Annotated in this window: 13 protein-coding genes; 6 read left to right on the forward strand and 7 right to left on the reverse strand. The window is 66.9% G+C overall.

All coding sequences use genetic code 11. The annotated features are described in order from the left end of the window. Nucleotides 1–184: 184 nt before the first annotated feature. On the forward strand, nt 185–2,059 hold the full coding sequence (locus tag TF1_RS11400; protein WP_038043214.1) for a serine/threonine-protein kinase: 1,875 nt from the start codon (nt 185–187) through the stop codon (nt 2,057–2,059). A 23-nt stretch (nt 2,060–2,082) separates the two neighbouring features. Here TF1_RS11400 and rsmA read toward each other — a convergent pair whose 3' ends face one another. Continuing rightward, on the reverse strand, nt 2,083–2,946 hold the full coding sequence (gene rsmA / locus TF1_RS11405; protein ID WP_011290852.1) for a 16S rRNA (adenine(1518)-N(6)/adenine(1519)-N(6))-dimethyltransferase RsmA: 864 nt from the start codon (nt 2,944–2,946) through the stop codon (nt 2,083–2,085). 34 nt (nt 2,947–2,980) lie between these two features. Next, nucleotides 2,981–3,304: a CU044_2847 family protein gene (locus TF1_RS11410; protein WP_011290851.1), complete on the reverse strand. Its 324-nt coding sequence runs from the start codon at nt 3,302–3,304 to the stop codon at nt 2,981–2,983. Between the two features lie 162 nt (nt 3,305–3,466). Between TF1_RS11410 and TF1_RS15910 the strand changes: the two genes are divergently transcribed. After that, complete coding sequence (locus tag TF1_RS15910) at nt 3,467–3,787, forward strand: DUF397 domain-containing protein (protein WP_081430386.1); 321 nt, start codon at nt 3,467–3,469, stop codon at nt 3,785–3,787. Between the two features lie 61 nt (nt 3,788–3,848). On the opposite strand, the gene fxsT is transcribed toward TF1_RS15910, so the two are convergent. Genes fxsT through TF1_RS11430 form a run of 4 tightly spaced genes read right to left on the reverse strand, consistent with a single transcriptional unit; the run spans nt 3,849 to nt 11,927 of the window. After that, nucleotides 3,849–8,288 (reverse strand): FxSxx-COOH system tetratricopeptide repeat protein, encoded by a 4,440-nt coding sequence (fxsT, locus tag TF1_RS11415; protein WP_061783879.1) that lies wholly within the window; start codon nt 8,286–8,288, stop codon nt 3,849–3,851. Further along, nucleotides 8,285–9,442 carry an AAA family ATPase gene (locus TF1_RS11420; RefSeq protein WP_011290849.1) on the reverse strand — a complete coding sequence of 386 codons (1,158 nt, stop codon included), beginning with the start codon at nt 9,440–9,442 and terminating at the stop codon, nt 8,285–8,287. The genes fxsT and TF1_RS11420 overlap by 4 nt, the downstream gene beginning before the upstream one ends. A gap of 29 nt (nt 9,443–9,471) precedes the next feature. Next, entirely contained in the window at nt 9,472–10,968 is a 1,497-nt protein-coding gene (locus TF1_RS11425; protein WP_255266175.1) for a VMAP-C domain-containing protein, read from the reverse strand. Between the two features lie 2 nt (nt 10,969–10,970). After that, the gene (locus TF1_RS11430; RefSeq protein WP_011290847.1) at nt 10,971–11,927 is read right to left on the reverse strand and encodes a trypsin-like peptidase domain-containing protein; all 957 of its coding nucleotides are present in this window, start codon (nt 11,925–11,927) and stop codon (nt 10,971–10,973) included. 296 nt (nt 11,928–12,223) lie between these two features. On the opposite strand from TF1_RS11430, the gene TF1_RS11435 reads away from it, so the two are divergent. Further along, the gene (locus TF1_RS11435; RefSeq protein WP_011290846.1) at nt 12,224–13,342 is read left to right on the forward strand and encodes a CaiB/BaiF CoA transferase family protein; all 1,119 of its coding nucleotides are present in this window, start codon (nt 12,224–12,226) and stop codon (nt 13,340–13,342) included. Here TF1_RS11435 and TF1_RS11440 read toward each other — a convergent pair whose 3' ends face one another. After that, entirely contained in the window at nt 13,343–14,263 is a 921-nt protein-coding gene (locus TF1_RS11440; protein WP_016188154.1) for a TatD family hydrolase, read from the reverse strand. 111 nt (nt 14,264–14,374) lie between these two features. On the opposite strand from TF1_RS11440, the gene TF1_RS11445 reads away from it, so the two are divergent. From TF1_RS11445 to TF1_RS11455, 3 genes are all read left to right on the forward strand, one after another. Beyond that, nucleotides 14,375–15,457, forward strand: a complete 1,083-nt coding sequence (locus TF1_RS11445) for an AAA family ATPase (protein WP_011290844.1) — start codon at nt 14,375–14,377, stop codon at nt 15,455–15,457. A gap of 357 nt (nt 15,458–15,814) precedes the next feature. Further along, the gene (locus TF1_RS11450) at nt 15,815–16,375 is read left to right on the forward strand and encodes a flavoprotein (RefSeq protein ID WP_011290843.1); all 561 of its coding nucleotides are present in this window, start codon (nt 15,815–15,817) and stop codon (nt 16,373–16,375) included. Between the two features lie 344 nt (nt 16,376–16,719). Beyond that, nucleotides 16,720–18,114 (forward strand): hypothetical protein (locus TF1_RS11455; RefSeq protein WP_061783881.1); only part of this gene is annotated, 1,395 nt, incomplete at its 3' end.

Consider the following 18,114-nt stretch of genomic DNA (forward strand, 5'->3'; position numbering starts at 1 on the left):
TTCTTGTGTGGGTCATCTCGTCACTCCTGAGGCGTTGACCCACCAACAGCAGCGATTCTCGTATTACCGACGTCGCTTGCGTTACCACATCTGGACTTGACAATCCGCGTGGGTGGGTATCGGGAGGCAAGGCCCGCTACCGTTAAAGCCAAGACGGAGTTTGGACACCGTCGGGGAGGATCGCTTGCCGTCGGATGGGCTCCCGAAGAACTTGGAACCGCTGGCCGCCGGAGACCCGGCGACCATCGGTCCTTACGTGCTGGTCGGACGTCTAGGCAGCGGAGGCATGGGGACGGTCTACTTGGGCCGCGCCCCGGAGAAGGGAACCCATGTAGCGATCAAGGTCATCCGCCCCGAACTCGCTTTCGACGAGGCCACCCGGGCGCGTTTCCGCGACGAGATGGAAAACGCCCGCAAAGTCGCCTCCTTCTGCACGGCTAAGGTGCTCGACCACGGCACCTTCCAAAACCGGCCGTACATGGTCACCGAGTACATTGCGGGCACGGCCCTCGCCGAGCACATCGCCGAGCACGGTCCGCTCGACTCGGGCACCCTGCATGGTTTCGCATTGGGGGTGGCCGCGGCGCTCGCCGCGATCCACAAGGCCGGTCTGGTCCACCGCGACCTGAAACCCGCCAACGTGCTGCTGTCCCTGTCCGGGCCGCGGGTGATCGACTTCGGTATCGCCCGGGCGCTGAACACGTCCACGAGCCACACCCAGACGGGGATCGTCATGGGCAGCCCGGGGTGGATGGCCCCCGAGCAGTTGCTGGAAGAAAAGGTCACCACCAAGGCCGACATTTTCGCTTGGGGCTGCCTGGTGGCGTTCGCGGGCAACGGCCGACACCCGTTCGGCAACGGCGACGCCATGACCCTCGGCAAGCGGATGCTGTTCGCAGAGCCCGACATCGGGAACCTGGACCCGCCGCTGGACCGCCTCGTCGCCCGGGCGCTGGCGAAGGACCCCGACCAGCGTCCCACCGCCCAGGAGCTGCTGCTGGAGCTGGCAGGGGGCACGGACAGCAACGACACCAACGACGTGGTCAGCCATGCCCTGCACCAGTCGTGGCGGCCGAACTTCCCGCCGATGCCCCCCGGGTATCCGCCGCCGTCCCCCCAGGCGCACTCGGGGATGCCCGGCCCGCAAGCCCAGGCCCAGGCGCCGGGGCAGACCACCATCGCCCCCCAGCCTTACGCGCATCCCCCGCAAGGGGGCCCGGGGCCGATGCCACCGCAAGCCGCTGGCCCCCAAGGCGGCCCGCAGGGCGGTCCGCAAAGCCCGCCGATGCCGCAGCGGCCGGGACCGCAAGCTCCCCACCACACCGGCCAGATCCCCGTGGTGCCGCCCACCACTGGAAGACAGCCGCCCCGCTCCCCTGCCGCCCAGGGCTCTTCGGGAGGCCCTCAGGCCCGCCCGTACGTGCCGCCCAACCCGCTTCCTCCACACCGCCCGCTCCGCCCCGACAGCTCCCGTTCCCGGCTGCTGATCGTCTTCGCGGTGCTCGGCGCGGTGCTTCTGGCTGTGGTCCTCGTGTTCGGCCTGGTCTTCTTCCAGGACTGGTTCTCCTCCACTAGTGACACCAATCCCCCCGGTCAAGGGCAGGAGCAGCAGTCGTCGGCTCCTAAGGAAGACCCCGACGACGAGTCGGACAAGTCCGACACCCAGGCAGCGGATCCGCAGGCGGGGGAGAGTCTGCGCTTCGACCTCCTCGACTGGTACTGCGGCAACCAGGTGCTGGACCGGCCGCTCATCGTCAACGGCGGCGAATACTGTGTCGCGGAAATCGAGGCGCACAATTCTGCGAACTACCCGGTGAAGTTCCGGCACGACCTGCAGATCCTGGCGCATGCGAGCGGCGAGCAGACCAAGGCCGACGCGCCGCTGCACGGGGAGGGAGCCGACCCGCTGTGGGCGGGACCGATCCAGCCGGGCGACACCGTGCGCGGATACCTGGTGTTCATCGTGCACTCGGAGCTGACCCCCGAGGTCCTCATCCTCCGCAGCACGGTGGACAGCCCCGGCCAGCAGATCGAGATCCCCTCAGGACAGCCCGCTTAAGCCGTGCCGGCCCTGGCACAGGGTCAGGGCCGGTGCTCCGCGATCCGGGCGAAGTCGGCGATCCCCAGGGTCTCACCGCGGCTCCGCGGGTCCACGCCCGCACTGCGCAGCGCAGCCTCTGCGGCCGCGGCCGAGCCCGCCCAGGAGCTGAGGGCAGCGCGCAGGGTTTTGCGGCGCTGCGCGAACGCCGCGTCGACGACAGCGAAGACGTCTTCGCGGCTGGCTTTCGTGGGGGGTGCGGGACGGCGCCGCAGCGCGACCAGACCGGAGTCGACGTTGGGCACCGGCCAGAACACGGTGCGGCCGATCGCCCCGGCCCGGCGGACGTCGGCATACCAGGCGATCTTCGCTGACGGGGCGCCATACGCGCGGTCGCCGGGCCGGGCAGCCAGCCGCTCCGCGACTTCCGCCTGCACCATGACCAGGCCGTGCTCCAGGCTGGGCAGCAGGTTCAGCAGGTGCAGGACGACGGGGACCGCCACGTTGTAGGGGAGGTTCGCGACGAGCGCGGTGGGCTGCGGGTCGGGAAGTTCTGTGATCCGCAGCGCGTCAGCGGTGACCACCCGGAGCCGGTGGGCGTAGGCGGGTGCGTGGTCGGCGACCGTGCCGGGCAGCGCCTCGGCGAGCCGCGGATCGATCTCTACCGCGGTGACGTGCCGCACGTGCGGCAGCAGGGCCAGGGTGAGCGAGCCGAGGCCGGGACCGACCTCGACCACGACGTCGTCGGGGCTGACCTGGGCGGCACGCACGATGCGGCGCACGGTTCCGGGGTCGATGACAAAGTTCTGCCCGAGGGTCTTGGTGGGGCGTATCCCCAACTGGGCGGCGAGCCGCCGCACGTCTGCGGGGGTGAGCAGGCGGGCATCAGCGCTGTCGGATTCGGTCACCCGCCCATTGTGGCAGGCAGGCCGGGGGCGAGGTTCACGTCCGTGCCGCGGGGTCCTTCCAGGTGAGGGTCACTTTGAAGGAGGCGTCCGCGGTGGACTGGGCGATGAACACGTCGGCGGTGGCGGTGAGCCCCACGCCGAGTTCCACGGTGACCTCGTCGGGTTTCCCTGGCAGGTCCTGGACCTTTTCGGCGACGGTCTCGGCAATCTGCCGAATCTGCCCGAAAACCTGGTCAAGCTGCTTTCGCACCCGCTGGGTTCCGGGAAAGGCCACATTGACGGGGCCGGTGCGCTCGCCCGCCGGTTCGATGAGGATTTCTGTTTCGTCGTCAATGGCCAGGGCGACGAGTTGGTTCACCTGCGCTCCCCTCCCCTTCCCATCTGGGAAAGCGACAGTTCCTGGGGAATTTTCAGGGTTTGTTCAGCTTCCATGATGACATGAAGTTTCCCCTTCTTGGGGATATACCCCCTTAGTCACAACAGTCAGGAATTTCTCAGTCAGGGGAGGACCGTGCACCGCATGAGTGCTGCACCGGACCAGGAATGGTCTACCGGGGGACCAGCAGCAAGAAGTCGGACAAGGTCCGGTTTTGTGCAACACCGCCGGCCCGGGGCGTCCGGAGGTCTGGCTTCCCGTGGTGCCGATGGCCTCGAGAGAACGCCCTGGCGGAAATCGAGTCATTCCGAGGGAAAGGATGGGTGCAAATGTGTCGAAGTGCGATTTGTGCGTTCTGGAGGCATAGAGATTCGCGACTCCACTTACCCGGACGGTCCGGTTCTCTCCGTCACCGCCCGGGCGTGGATTCTCTTTATTCACAACGTGAAGAGGAATGACCTCTAGAGTTCTTGTGACTATGTGATTTTTCTGTCCTCGTTACCTTGCATTCTGCTGTGACGAGCTGTCACAGGTTATTGAGGTGAAGGTCAGCGTTTCCCCGCTCTCTCCGACGCATTGACAGTGTCGCGGGATGTTGATCCCCCATGACCTCGGCATACAACCGTTCGACGGCGGCAATCTCCTCTGCCACGTCCTCGTTCATGGCTTTGCGGCCAAGGACGAGGTTGCGCCGGGCCAACAGGGTGAGGGGGTGCCGCTCGGAGAGGGCTCTCCGGCAGCGTGCCAGCGTCTCCGTGTCGCGCCGCACCGACTCAGCGACATCATCGAGGCCAAAGAAATCGCTGGCCAGATTGAGCGCGCTGGAAAGTGTGCTGGTGTGGTACTCCCCGAGCCGGTCCGTGAGCACCTGCAACGCCCGCTCATCGATCACCCGGGCTTCCTCAGTTCTGCCCATCTGGCGTAGGACCACCGCCCGGTTGACGTTGATCGCGGCGACATGGGGGTGGTCTTCGCCGAGGAGTTCGGCGCAACGGCGATACGCCTTCTCCACGAGGTCCAGAGCTTCGTGATAGCGGTTGACTGACCGCAGGGCTGCGGCGTGGTTGGCAGCCGCAACCACCGCAATCATGCTGTCTTCACCGAACCGGTCTTTTGTTTCTCGCCAGACCTCCCCGGAGATCTTGACCGCCCGCTCCAGGTTTCCGGTACGGCGAAGTACGGCAGCGAGAGCTGCCATATTCTCCAGCGTGCCCCGATGGTTGATGCCGAAAAGCGAATAGATCCGCTCAGTGTTGTCTTCCTGGTACCGCAGCGCCTTAAAGTAGTCCCCGGCCTCCATGAGGGAGCCCGCGTATCCGTCGACAGCCGCCAATGTAGAGGGATTATTGGGCCCTAGGATCATCTCGTTGGTCTGGTAGATCTCCCAGAAGAGGTCGGCGGCTCTCCGATGGTCTCCGGCGAGCAGGAGGGCGTAGGCGTAGACGTGGGAGGCGGAGATCGTCTCCGGGTCGTCCGGTCCCAGGATCCGCCGGTAGCGGTCCCGGGTGTCGCGGGCAAGTTCCACCGAGTCATGGAACCGTCCCGCATACCGCAGGTCGCGCACGAACTCGAGGCTGGCCTCCAGCGCCTCTTCTGAATCCGGCCCGTGCTGCTCGGTGAGGATACGCAGCACCCGTTCGCACAGTTCGTAAGCGCGTTTCCGCTCCCCTAGGTTGCGCAGGGCCCGCACCAGGTAAAGCTCTGCCCGCAACGTCTCCGGGGCGGTCTTCCCCAGCTTTTCTCGCCAGACCGACAGCGTGGCCTCCGCCAGCTGTTTGCTGTCACTGTGCTCTCCCCGCAGGTCAGTGACGTAGATCTCTTGGAGGACAAGTCGACGCACCCACGAATCAGTGCAGTCCCACGCCTCGGTCGCCCACACGTGGGGAAGTAGCTGGGCGTAACGGATTCGGGCCCCAGGAGATGAGGTGTCCTGCGGGTCGTTCTTGGCGAGCAGCAGGTGGGCGCAGTGTCGCCGCTGTTCTTGATCGTCCGCGGTCAGCGGAACACGCAACGCTTGCTGGACCAACCGGTGCACTTGGACGGTACGGGTCCGGTGGTTGAGCACCGCCAGTCCATAGCGGCCGATGTCACTGAAGGCGCGGTGGAGCTTGTTGGGTTCCTGTAGCGCGGCCTCCAGCTCAGGAGGTGCCGCCACGTCCTGCGCGTGGCGGAAGAGGGACCGGGGAATCGGCGCGGTAGAGAAGAACGAGCAGACCTGAAGCAGTTGCAGCGCCGCCGGATTGGTGACGGCGAGCCGGTCCAGGGAGACGTTCAGCGCGGTGATCACCGTCTCCGGGTAGTCGGGGTCGGCGGGCGCAAACATCGGCGCCAACTGGGCTTGCTTGTCCCGGTAGAACTCCAGGTATTCGGCGATGGTGGTGGCGCTGTCGTTCATCCACGCCGCTGCCTGACGCAGGGCGATCGGCATGTGGCCGAGTTCTTCGGCGAGTTCCGCTGCTTCGTGTTTGCTGAAGCCCACGAGCCCGCACTTACTGAGGAGCGCAACACTCTCCTGCAGGCTGAAGACTTCCACGGGAAGCGTCTTGAAGTAGCCTCCCTCCGGCCAGGTGAGGTTGCGTGTCGTGATGATGACGTGCCCCGGGCCGGCGATCGGCAGGTAGCGCATGATGTCGTCGGGCTGCCGGACGTCGTCGAAGATGAGCAGCCACCGGGACCGGGGCTTTCCTCTGCGCAGCGCCTCGCGCACCGAGTGGATCGTGCTGTTGATCGACGTGTTGTCGCGGAACACGTCGAGCTCCTGGGCGAGCAGGGTGTACGCCTCGTGGATCTGGTGGGTCTGCCCGCCACGCACCCACCAGACGAGGTCGTATTCGTCCCGGAAGCGGTACAGGTACTCCGTCGCCAACTGCGTCTTCCCGATCCCGGGCATGCCTTTGAGCACGCTGGGCGTCATCCGCCCTTCCTCGCTGGAGGACCGCAGTTGCTCCCGCAGGCGGAGGATCAGGTCGTCGCGGCCGGTGAACAGCGCGTTGCGCGGGGGGATGTCCCCGCCCCAGATCGCGGAAAGCGAGGTGTTTCTCCCCGCACCGATCCCCGTCGATCCACTACCACCCGGGAAGTTGTCAGATATCGAAACAGACCTCTGGGACATCATGCTGCTCTCATCACTCGCGGAATTCGAAGGTGTCTCAGTCGGATGCGGCGCGTGGGGGACACGTTCAGAGGCCGTTGTGCCGTGCTGGCCGGACGATCCGGGGACGAGAGGCCCGGTAGGGGCGATCTCCAGGAGAGTGTCGGACCAGTCGTCGGGGTGCCCAGCCCCCTGGTGGGCCAGCATCTGCTCTTTGATGCGGTACACGAGGCCGTGGTGGAGGTCGGCGAGGCCGATGCTCTCCAACGCGGGCAGGGTGTCCGCGGCGAGGCGGAGTGAGGTTTCGTCGAGCTCCGGCAGCTCCCCTACCGGGGAGTCGTCGAGGATGCGGCGCAGCAGCGCGAACCAGGGGTCGTAGCCGGCGAACTCGGCGGCAATGTCGGCGAGAGTGCGCCGGATCCGGGAGCGCCGCCCGCCAAGGGACAGCAGCGCTTCCCGGACTCCTCTCCGGTACTCCCACCGGATCCGCCGCTCCGGGGTGACCACCGGGGAGTCGACTTCGGTCACCAGCCCGCTGAAGAGCACTTCGATGAGTTCGGAGGGCTGCGGGTGCCCGGCGAACCGCTGGCATACCGCGGCGATGACGGGCTCGGTGAGCGGCACCGCGGCGAGGTCCACCGCGATCTGGAACGCGGTTTCGGAGGAGTCGCGGCGGAAGCGCCGCACTCTGGCTTCCGGGGTGGGGGCGGCGGTGGGCCGCTCCCCGGCGGCGTTCGCTGCGGTGTCTCCCGGCACGACCCGCAGCGCTCCCGCGTTGAGGGTGCGCTGCCGGGTGCCCATCACGAACCGGGCCCAGGCGTGGATCATTTCGGGCCGCGACGCCAGCACGGGCAGCACCACGGAGAGCGCGGAGTGCGGAAACTCCGGTTCGGGCAGGGGGAGCCCGTCCGGCCATTGGAAAGGGCGGGCAGTGTAGTGGCGGTTGGCGGGGGCGCGGCCGAGGTGCGCGGCAACGGTCAGCTCCATCGCGGCGGGCCGGATCCCGGTCCTGCTCCACTGCCGCGGGTCGAGGAGGTGGATGATCGCCACGGGCAGGCGTTGAGCGAGACAGCCGAGCCAGCTTTGCACGCTGCCGCGGGCCCATCCTTCACCGATTCCGTCACTGAGTACCACGGCGATGTGGATTCCGCCGGGGTCTTTCCCGCTGCTCGCGCCCCAGCCGGCGGCTGGGACGGGTGCGGGGTCGGCGGAGTCGGAGGTGAAGCGCTCCACCCGCACGCCCCGGAACACCCCGGAGGAGCGCACCAGGCCGATGAAGTCGTTGACCTGGTCCTGGTGGAAGAGCATGGAGACGCTCTCGTCGACGAGGACGGTCAACTGCACTCCGGGCCGGACGAAAGGGGCCCACTGCGGGGTTACGGCAACTGGCCGGTGCCCGCCTCCTGGGTGCGGGGAGGCCAGCAGGCGACGCGCATAGCCGCGCGCGGTCTCTTCCGCGTCGTAGGAGTGCTGCCACGGGTCGGTGGCGGCCAACCGGAACGGGCGCAGCGCCTGGTAGAGCGCGGAGCGGTGCAGCAGCGGGGAAGGGTGGGGGCGCAGCGCGCCGGAGGGGGGCGCGGGTGCCGGGGGAAGGCGGGGCGGTTCGGTGCCCGCAGTTTTTTCTGCTGCGCCGAGGACGGCTGCGGACGGGTCCGTGCCGGGGCGCTGCGGCCCTGCTGCGGGGGCCGTGTCCTTGCCACCGCTGGGACGGGCCAGGGGGTGCTGTGCGGTGTGCTGCTGCCACGCTGCGAGGTAGACCGCGTCGGCGAGTTCCCGCCCGGTGAGTGCCGGGGGCGCTTCACGGTATGCCGGAGCCGCCCCGGGGCTGCGGGGGTCGGGGCCCTGGGGCGTTTCGTGGCTGCGGCGTGACGTCATCCGTGGGTGTCCGTGAGTCGGTGCCACACCATTTCCGCGAGCTCCTGCAGGAACTCGGGGGTGGGTTCGCTGGTCTTGGCGTCGATGACCGTGGTCAGGTAGACCGCGTTGAGGAGCTGGTCGATAGCCAGGGGGGAGCCTTCCGCGATGCGGCGCACGAAGTCGGCGACGACTGCTGGGGTGGCGCTGGGCAGGTTCCCGGAGAAGTGGGCGGCCACGATTCCCGCGAGTTCCTCTTTGCTGGGGTGGGTGAGGCGCAGCGGAATGCACTGGCGGAGGAATTCGGGCGGGAAGGGGTGGTCTTCGTGTGCGGTGATGACGACGACAGGGAGCTGGGAGCAGCGGACTTCTCCGTTGACGATGGTCGCGGTCCGTTGCGGGTCGTCGATCGGAACGGAGATCTGCGGCTCCACTGAGCTGAGCCGGGCGAGTTCGGGAATCGTGTAGCGGCCGCGTTCCAGCAGGTCGAGCAGGTCTCCGAGCAGGTCGTAGTCGCCGTTGTCGAGCCCGTCGATGAGCAGGACGCGCGGCAGGCGGTGCGGCAGGAACGCGGTGCCGAGCGGACCGATCCGCAGGTAGTGTCCGATCCGCTGGGCGCTGCTGCGCACCAGGTCTGCGGCAGCGGGGGCGGGGCCGCTGGTGTCCCGGGTTCCGCCGTGCAGGTTTTCCAGGTTGAGGTCGTGGATCTGCGCGAGCGGATCGTAGTCGTAGAGGCCGGAGCGGAGCGTGCTGCGGCTGTTGACGGTCCACCGCAGCACCCGTCCTAAGCCGAGTTCCCGGGCGATCTGGTCGGCGAGCACGGATTTGCCGACCCCGGGAGGACCGGTGACGAGTAGGGGACGCCGCAGGTAGAGGGCGGCGTTGATGGTGGCGAGGCGTTCCCGGCGGGCGGGGGTGAGCGGGCTGCCTAGCACGGAGAGTTCGGGTTGGGCACCGAGCACCCATCCGGCTTCGTCATCGTCGTAGGGGGGTGCTTCGAGGGCGTCGGTCGGGGCGGTGGTCCGCCGGGTACGCCAGGGCGGGGGCGGGGGCAGTTGGGCGGCGAGGTCGAGGTGCGGCCGCGGAGTGCCCGTCCCGTGGAAAATCCACCAGCGCGGAGCTTCCTCCTGTGGAGAGGAGAATGTTCCGGAAGGGGGAGTTTGTGACGCGGCCATTTGTTGTGCCCCTTGTCCGATCTCCAGGTCTATCGAATGTTGCCGCCGGAGAGCACCTGCCTCTGTTCCCGGGGTTTCGGCTGGTAGTCGTGGTAGATGACGGACAGGTCGTAGCTTTGTCGCGACCTGTTCCGCATCTCTGCTGTACCCCGGTTGATTCGGGAGAGATACAGGTTCTTGGTTAGATTCTTGATACCCCTCTCCAGCCCGTTCATCTCCTGTTTTCCGCTGGCCATTTCCTCTTCACCTCGGAGGATGGACAGGAAATGAGCCTCGGGGTTGCCATTCTTCCCCGTCCACCGCCACGCCACCACCGGAACTCCGCAGATCACGGCAGCGTACACCTGGCGCTGCCAGTCGACCCCAGGAAGCGCATAGGCGACGAAAGCCACAATAGCCTCGTTGCCGAGATAATTCGCCACATTCTCCCAGCCCTCTTCCAGCACAGTTGAGGAGCTGCCGACGCGGCCTCGTCCTTCGTGCAGATTCTGCCAGCGCCGCTGGCATATCCGCTGTGCTCGGGGGTCGCGCGCGAATTCTTCGCTTCTAATGATGATCTCGTATTGGGAGCCCAGGCTCGGCGCGGGCGCGTCCTCGTGAAGCTCCAGCGGCCAATTTTGGACAACAAACCTGAAAAGTAGCGAAAACGGAAATATAAACTCCAATCGGAGTTTTCCGTGGTCAGCGGCCTGCTGGCTTTCCGCCCAAATGATCAGCTCGGAGATCCGCCGCGGCAGCTCCTCCTCCGTCACCTCGGTCAACGCCTCGGCCTCGCACACGTCCATCCAGTCGTCGTCCGGATCCGTCACCAGCCGGTAGGCGACCGAGAGCCGCTCAAGATTCCCCAAGTCGTAGCCGATCTTGATGATGAGCCGCGGCGGAGGAAGCGGCCGGAACGGCTCCCCGCCGCCCCACCCGGAGCGCTTCACTACCGTCGCATGCCGCTGGTCCGCGCCCCACTCCGCCACCGCCCGAACCAGCTCCGCACGGCCCGTGTACTCCGCGAGAAGCTGCAGGAACCGCTCCCCGGGATCCTCCCCCCGCGGGCCGAGCGTGGCCTCTTTCAAATCGAGGAACGCCTCCCACGCGTTACGCGGGGACGGCGCCTCGATCTGCTCCGGGGGCAGCGGCACCACCCGCTGACAGAGCAGGTCGACCTGGTCGTCGTAGGGCACCTCACGCAGCGCTTTGCGGAGCTGCTCCCACGTGTCCCGTTCCCGCCCCTGCCCGCTGAGCTCCCACTCTTCCGCTTCCAGCAGCCCCTCAGCCAGCTCGCACACCTGCATCGCCGGCTTGGAGTCGTTCTCCAAGCAGCGGAGCCAGCGCAGCATCACCCCGAGCCGCTGCTGGTCGCAGCACTGGATGACCAGGGAAAGCGCAAACCCGTACGGGTCTCCTGCCACGCTGAGCCGGGCCCGCACATCCGCGGGCAGGCAAAGCCAGAACCGCTGGCGCGCATCCTCCTCGTACACCGACCTGACCCGCCACAGCGCGTTCGCGAGTCGTTCATGGGCGCGACTGACCATCGTCACCGCTCGCCCAGCGCTTCCGCCGCCTCCCGTACCTGACGCATCTGCCGGCTCCCCTCCTCCACCATTGCAAGCGTGTCCAGCACCTCTCCCAGCAGCCCGTAGTCCCGCGCCACGTCGACGAGGTCAAAAGCGAAAAACAAGGGCGCCCGGCCGACGTGGATACGTTTCCGAATCCGCTCGTCCAGCAGGGCGCACCAGCTTTTCCGGGCTTCCGGGTCGGCAATCGTCGGCGTGCTCGCCAACGCCTCCGCCAAACGGTGCACGAGACGCGGACTGTCCGGTTCGCGACTGGGCGGCTGCGCCGCGGAACGGTCGCCCCACACGCGGGGGACCGCCTCGATGGGGATCAGCCACCCGCTCGCCCCCAGCCCGCGGTCGTCGCGCATCGCATCGCAAACGATGCCGATCAGCGCCCCGCCAGGGTGCTCGCGCACCCCGCTGCCGCTGAACCCGTGCACCACGCGGGCCGTAGTCGACGAGGTGACGTCGAACTGCACGTATTCGAACCGGCGTCCCCCGCCGTGCCCGACAAGGACCGCCCGGGACCACACCCCGGCGGGCACGGCCTCATGCGAGAACCCCACCATGCTCACCGCACGCCCCGGCTCGCTGCCGCACAGGCGCATCTCGGGCGGATCCGCCGGGGCAGGCCGGTCGAGCAGCAGGACCGCCGCATCCCACGGGGAACGGTCCGCGAACCAGCCGTCGTCGAGGACGGTCGCGGTCGCCTGCCAGGATCCGCCGCCGCGGGGCGCGTCCACGGTGACCGGTTCACGCGGGCGCGGCGTGTCCTCCTCCGCCCAGGGAAGCCCCAGGGCCGTGCAGACCACGTGGGCGCAGGTGAGCACGTGGCGCGGGGAGACGAGGACTCCGGCGCCCGCCGTACCGCCCTGGGACGTCCGGATACGCAACTGCCAGTCGGGAACGGGCGATACCGCGGGGGGACCGGACACCGTAATGGTTCTCCTTCTGCACGGGCGCGGATCGACAGAAGAAATCGACCGTAAGACTTACCTTTCCGGAAAACGGTTCCATTATGAAAAAAAATTCTGCTTTCGCGGGCAGCGCCCTCCCGGTCCCCGATCATTTCTGAACAGCGGGTGCGCACGCCTGACCGGATTCATGTCGGCATTCCGTTTCTTTGACCCGCGCCCGATGCTCCCCAGGACCGCCCCGTGCCGCACCCCGGCAGAAACCGCCAGAATGGGACGATACGCCGGGTTTGTCGTGGCACTTCGGAGGCTGTCGCATGGGACCACTCAGCGGAATCCGCGTGGTGGAGTTCGCGGGCATCGGGCCGGGGCCGATGGCTGCCATGCTCCTCGCTGACCTGGGGGCCAGTGTGATCCGGGTGGACCGTCCCGGCTCGCCCATCCTCGCCCCGGGCGCCCAGCGGCCGCAGATGAGCGCGGGACGCCCCGTCCTGGAAGCGAACTTGAAGTCCGAAAAAGACCTGGCCCGGGTCCGTGCCGTGGTCGCCGCCGCCGACGTCCTCCTGGAAGGGTTCCGCCCCGGGGTCATGGAACGGCTCGGTCTAGGCCCTGACGAGTGCCTGGCCGCCAACCCGCGGCTGGTGTACGCGCGGATGACCGGCTGGGGGCAGGACGGGCCGCTCGCCCGCCGCGCCGGACACGACATGAACTACATCTCGCTGACCGGGGCCCTGCACAGTGTGGGCCGCCGCGGACAGGCCCCGGTGCCGCCCGTCAACCTGGTTGGTGACTTCGGCGGCGGCAGCATGTTCGTGGTGACCGGGATCCTCGCCGCCCTGCTGGAACGGGAACGCTCCGGGAAAGGCCAAGTGGTGGACGCGGCCATGGTGGACGGCAGCGCCGTGCTCATGTCGATGATGTACGAGGACCTCGCCCAAGGGCTGTGGCGCGACGAGCGGGGCGTCAACTATTTGGACACGGGCGCGCCGTTCTACGACGTCTACGAATGCGCCGACCACCGCTACCTGGCCGTGGCCTGCCTGGAACCGCAGTTCTACGCGGTCTTCCTCGACAAGCTCGGCCTGGACCCGGCAGAACTCCCCCACCAGTGGGACCCGTCCGGCTGGCCGGTGCTGCGGGAACGGTTCGCGGACGTGCTGCGCACCCGCACCCGGGACGAGTGGGCGGAAGTCTTCGCCGACACGGACGCGTGCGTCTCCCCCGTGCTGAGCATGACCGAAGCCGCCGACCACCCGCACATCAAAGCCCGCGGGTCGCTGGTGCGCGACGGCGACGTCATCTACCCGGGACCAGCACCCCGGTTCAGCCGCACCCCTGCTCGCAGCACGCGGGCACCCCACACCCCCACCCCGGACGTGGCACAAGTCCTGGCGGAGTGGGGGGTGGACGACAATCCGGAGCCCGAAGACTCGTGATCAGGGCAGGGCGAAGGCGCGCCGCGCGTTGGCAGCGACCGTCTCGGCCAGCTCGTCTTCAGCCATGCCTTTGAGCTCGGCGAGGGCACGCAGCGTGTGCGGAATAAGGTAGGGCGCGTTGGGACGGCCCCGATGCGGTTTCGGGGTGAGGAACGGCGCATCCGTCTCCACGAGCAGCAGCTCCGGGGGAACCACCGCGGCAGCGTCCCGCAACTGCTGGGCACTGCCGAAGGTGACGTTGCCCGCGAAACTCATGTAGTAGCCGCGGTCCGCGCAGAGTTTCGCCATGGCGGCATCACCGGAGAAACAGTGGAACACCACCCGCTCCGGAGCGCCTGCGTCTTCCAGCACCCGCAGCACGTCCTCGTGGGCGTCCCGATCGTGGATCATCAGCGCTTTGCCGTGCCGTTGCGCGATGGCAATGTGCGCGCGGAACGACCGTTCCTGGATGTCGAACCCTTCCGGGCCAGTGCGGTAGTAGTCGAGCCCGGTCTCGCCGATCGCGCACACTTTCTCGTGGGCAGCGAGCGCGTCGATCTCGGCGAGCGCTTCTTCGAGCGCGGCCTCACCCCCGGCGGGGCGGGCCGGTTCCCACTCGGTGGCTTCGTCTTCAGGGACGCCGTGCACGATCCGCGGAGCCTCGTTGGGGTGCAAGGCCACGGCCGCCCACACCGTGTCATGCTCGGCAGCGGCCTGCACCGCCCACCGCGACCCGGCCACGTCACAGCCGACCTGGATGATCGGGGTCACCCCCACCGACGCGGCCTTGGCCACGATCTCCGCGACGTCGCCGCCCTGCATGTCCATGTGGGTGTGGCAGTCCGGCACCGCCACCCGCAGCGGTTCGGGAAGCGGCGGCGGCTCGGTGCGGGCCCGGTCCCGCTTTTCTCGCTGGCGCCTGCTCTTACTCACGGAAAGCAAGTCTAGGGAAGAGCGGATTCCCCCCGCCCAACCCGGGTAATCGGAAAAGCCCTACGAAACGCGCCTATCCTGACGTAGTAGGTTTCTTTCTCTCCGTGCTCGGAGCGTTTCTTGTACGTCGCAGAGTTGGCGGTCTCCGGTATCCGCGGGTTTTACGGCGCACGCAGCGTCGAGTTGGGGTTCACCCGCCCCGACGGTGCCCACGCGGGCTGGACGGTGCTGGCCGGACCGAATGGGGCGGGGAAGACCACTCTGCTGCGCGCCCTAGCCCTGGCTTTGGTGGGGCCGTCGGTGGGTCGCGCGCTGATGTCGGATTTCCGCGGCTGGCTGTCGCGGGGGGAAAGCGACGGCTGGGTGCGGGCCCGCCTCGTCCCAGACCCGCAGTGGGACCGGACCCCCCGGGGGCAGGACGTGCTGCGGGAGCCGTTCGAAGCCGAACTGTATTGGAGCGACTTCGGCGGGGCGCGGCCCCAGTTCCTCATCGAACCGGACCGGACCGTCCTGTTGGAGAACGGGCCGTGGGCAGAGCACCCGCACGGGTGGTTCGTGGTCGGCTATGGGCCGTTCCGGCGACTGGGCGGCCAGTGGTCGCGCCCGGGACGCCCCGTGCCGGTGCCGGGCGCGCTGTCGCGGCTGGCGAACCTGTTCGGGGAGGACGCGTCACTCGCTGAAGGGCTGCGGTGGCTGACCGGCGTGCACCTGGGCTGGCGGGAAGGCACCCATATCGTGCCCAGGTTCGTGCTGTCGCTGTTGGACGACGGTCTGCTGCCCAGTGGTTTCCGGATCGCCCGGCTGGACGGGGAAGGCCTGTGGATAGCCCACGGCGGCGAGGAGTTCCTGCTCGGCGAACTGGGGGACGGCCACCGGTTGATGGTGGCGCTCGTGGTGGACCTGGTGCGGCACGCTTTCGAAATGTACGGGGCGTCAGCGCTTGGCGAGCAGGGCGGCATGCCCGCGGTGGTCTGCCCCGGGGTGGTGCTCATCGACGAGGTGGAAGCGCATTTGCACGCGGGCTGGCAGCAGACGATCGGCGGCTGGCTGCGCCAGCACTTTCCCCGCATCCAGTTCGTGGTGACCACGCACAGCCCGTACATCTGCCGGGACGCTGACGAGGGCGGGCTGATCCGCCTGTCCGCAGTGGACCGCAACGAGCCACCCCAAGTGGTGTCCGCCCCCAAGGAGCTGGCGTCCTGAGCCGGGTCAGGGGCGGGTTTCTGCAGTGGCTGAAGCCCGCTCATTCTCAAAACCCGACGAGTCCAAAACAGCTCGGACGCTAAGGCGTGGTCTCACTTGGCTCAGGCAACCGTGGCGTGTCCATTCCGCACTGCCCAACGGTCTTCCGGACTTCACCTGCGGCCCTGCCACCGCGTCCGACGAAATCTGAGGCAGCCACGCCCTACCAGCTCCACCCCTAAGAAATACCTGATGGGGAACGGGAAGCAGAACCACCCGCTATTCCCAGGCAAACGAAGAAACGTTTCGTATTTCGCGGGAACGTGGTACTGCTGTCCGGTCTAGGTTTACTCGACACCAACGTGCTGGGATCTCTGCATGACTCAACGATCCACAACGCTCTACATCGTGGTGTGCGCTGCCGGAGCCGCCCCTGATGTCGGCACCCTCGTCAGCCTGGCCCAGGAAGAAGGCTGGACTGTCCAGATCATCGCCACCCCGTCCGCGGTCACCTTCATCGACAGCAGTGCTTTGGAAAAACAGACTGGCCGCCCGGTGCGCTCCACGCACCGCAAACCCGGCCAACCCCGCTCTCCCAAAGCTGGTGCCGTCATCGTCGCCCCAGCCACCTTCAACACCATCAACAAGCTCGCCCACGGGATCGCCGACAACTACGCTCTCAGCGTGGTGAACGAGGCCATTGGACTGGGCGTCCCCGTTGTCGTCCTGCCGTTCGTCAACTCCGCCTCCGCCGCCCGCTTGCCCTTCCAAAGAAGCGTGGAGTCCCTCCGCGACGAAGGGGTTGCCGTGCTTATCGGTCCAGGAAAATTCGAACCCCACCCGCCAGGATCTGGCGAAAAAGCCCGAGCAATTTTCCCTTGGGCATCCGCCCTCCACGCACTTCAAGAGATTCTTCAGAAGAAGAGTGTGACTTCCTGAAGAATCCGGGACCTAGAAACAGCTCCGACGGCAAGCTGTCCCAGACAGCACCGTGTTGCCCCATACCAGGGACTGCTCAGCACTCAAGACCTCCTCCCTCGATGAGCCCCAGGGCTTCGGTTCCCGCGACGTTTGATCTACTGAATCTTTCCTGTCTGCGGCTGAGCCCTCGGAACGGTCACACACCACAGCACCTCCCCCGGGTGCTGAGCAGTCCGTGTCTTCTATTCCTTCGAGGAAATCCATTACTTCCGGTTTGTTAGCTCCAGGAATCGAAATGGCGGTACGCTGCGTCTCACCCACCGAAGAAGGAATGGCGGTCCCAGGCAGCGAAGGTGCGGGGCGTGCTGCGGCGTGTAGTCGGGTTTTTTCTTATCGCCGCTGTTCTCTCGCTCGTCATGCAGGCTTTGAACCTGCTGTCTGTCTTCCAGATCGAGATACCGCTGATCATCGCCATCGCTGTCGGGGGTGCTGCGATTGCCGAGGTGGCCTTCCCCACGTGGCAGGCCCGCTTTGAACGCGAGTCTGCGCTCCGGGACGAGCAGGCTCGCGCGATCAGGGAAGGCTGTTTCACACTTCCTTCGGGCAAGCTGCCTCAAGTCCGCCAGCTCAGCGACCCCTTGGCGTGGGGCGTGCATCCCACTGCTGCGAGTAGTGGAAGTGATGTCGTGCCGTTTGTGCCTCGCGATGTCGACGAAGAGCTGCGAGCACAACTCACCAAGAACGCGTTTGTGCTCGTGGTGGGGGATTCCACCGCGGGTAAGAGTCGGTGTGCTTTTGAAGCCGTGCGTGCCGTGTTGCCCCGCCACACGCTCATCATCCCTACTGCCGTGGGAAGTATCGCTGCCACCCTGAAAGCTGCTGAGCGGTATTCCCGGTGCGTGCTGTGGCTTGATGACATTAACCGCTGGTTCGCCTCACCTGAGCTCACCCGAGAAGCGATTTCCCAGCTACTGACTCCTGGTAAAAGACGGCATCGCGTTGTCGTAGCCACACTGCGTGCTGCTGAGGCGGACAATTGGAGCACGATGCCTGAGGAGGCCACAGCCCTAGACACTTATCGGAAGGTCCAGGACTTGCTGAAGTTGGCTCGCCTCTTCCGCCTGGATCGTCTGTTTTCCCCTGCTGAACGGGAACGCGCTCGTGACTATGTCTCTGACGCGCGGATTGCCGACGCCCTTGAGCATGCCGATGAGTACGGTCTGGCCGAGTACTTGGCTAATGGCCCGCAGCGGTGGGAGGAGTGGCAAAACGCGTGGAGTGTCAACACCAATCCTCAGGCTCCCACGCACCCCCGCGGTGCTGCCCTGGTCGCTGCCGCCGTTGATCTACGCCGCGCAGGCTATGTATCCCCTATCCCTCGTGCTCTGTTGGAAGAGGTGCATGGCATCTATCTCGAACAGCGCGGTGGGGAACGGCTTAACCCTGAGCCCTTGGCACGCGCATGGAGGTGGGCGACCAGCCCACGCGAAGGCACCACGCGCCTGCTCACCCCGTACAGGGCTGAGCGTGTGGATGTGTTCGACTACCTGGTCGACGAAGTCCAACGCCGCACCCCTGCAGGCAACCACGTTCCCGATCAGGTAATCGTCACAGCGCTTGTATATGCTTCCGCAGCAGATGCGCGCTCTATCGGCACTACGGCATACGCCCAAGGCCGCTACCGACTAGCTGAACGCGCCTATCGCCAGGCATACAACGCAGATCTCACTGAGCACGGCCTAACCCACCCCGACACG

This window comes from Thermobifida fusca NBRC 14071 = JCM 3263, assembly GCF_001592045.1.
Lineage (GTDB): Bacteria > Actinomycetota > Actinomycetes > Streptosporangiales > Streptosporangiaceae > Thermobifida > Thermobifida fusca.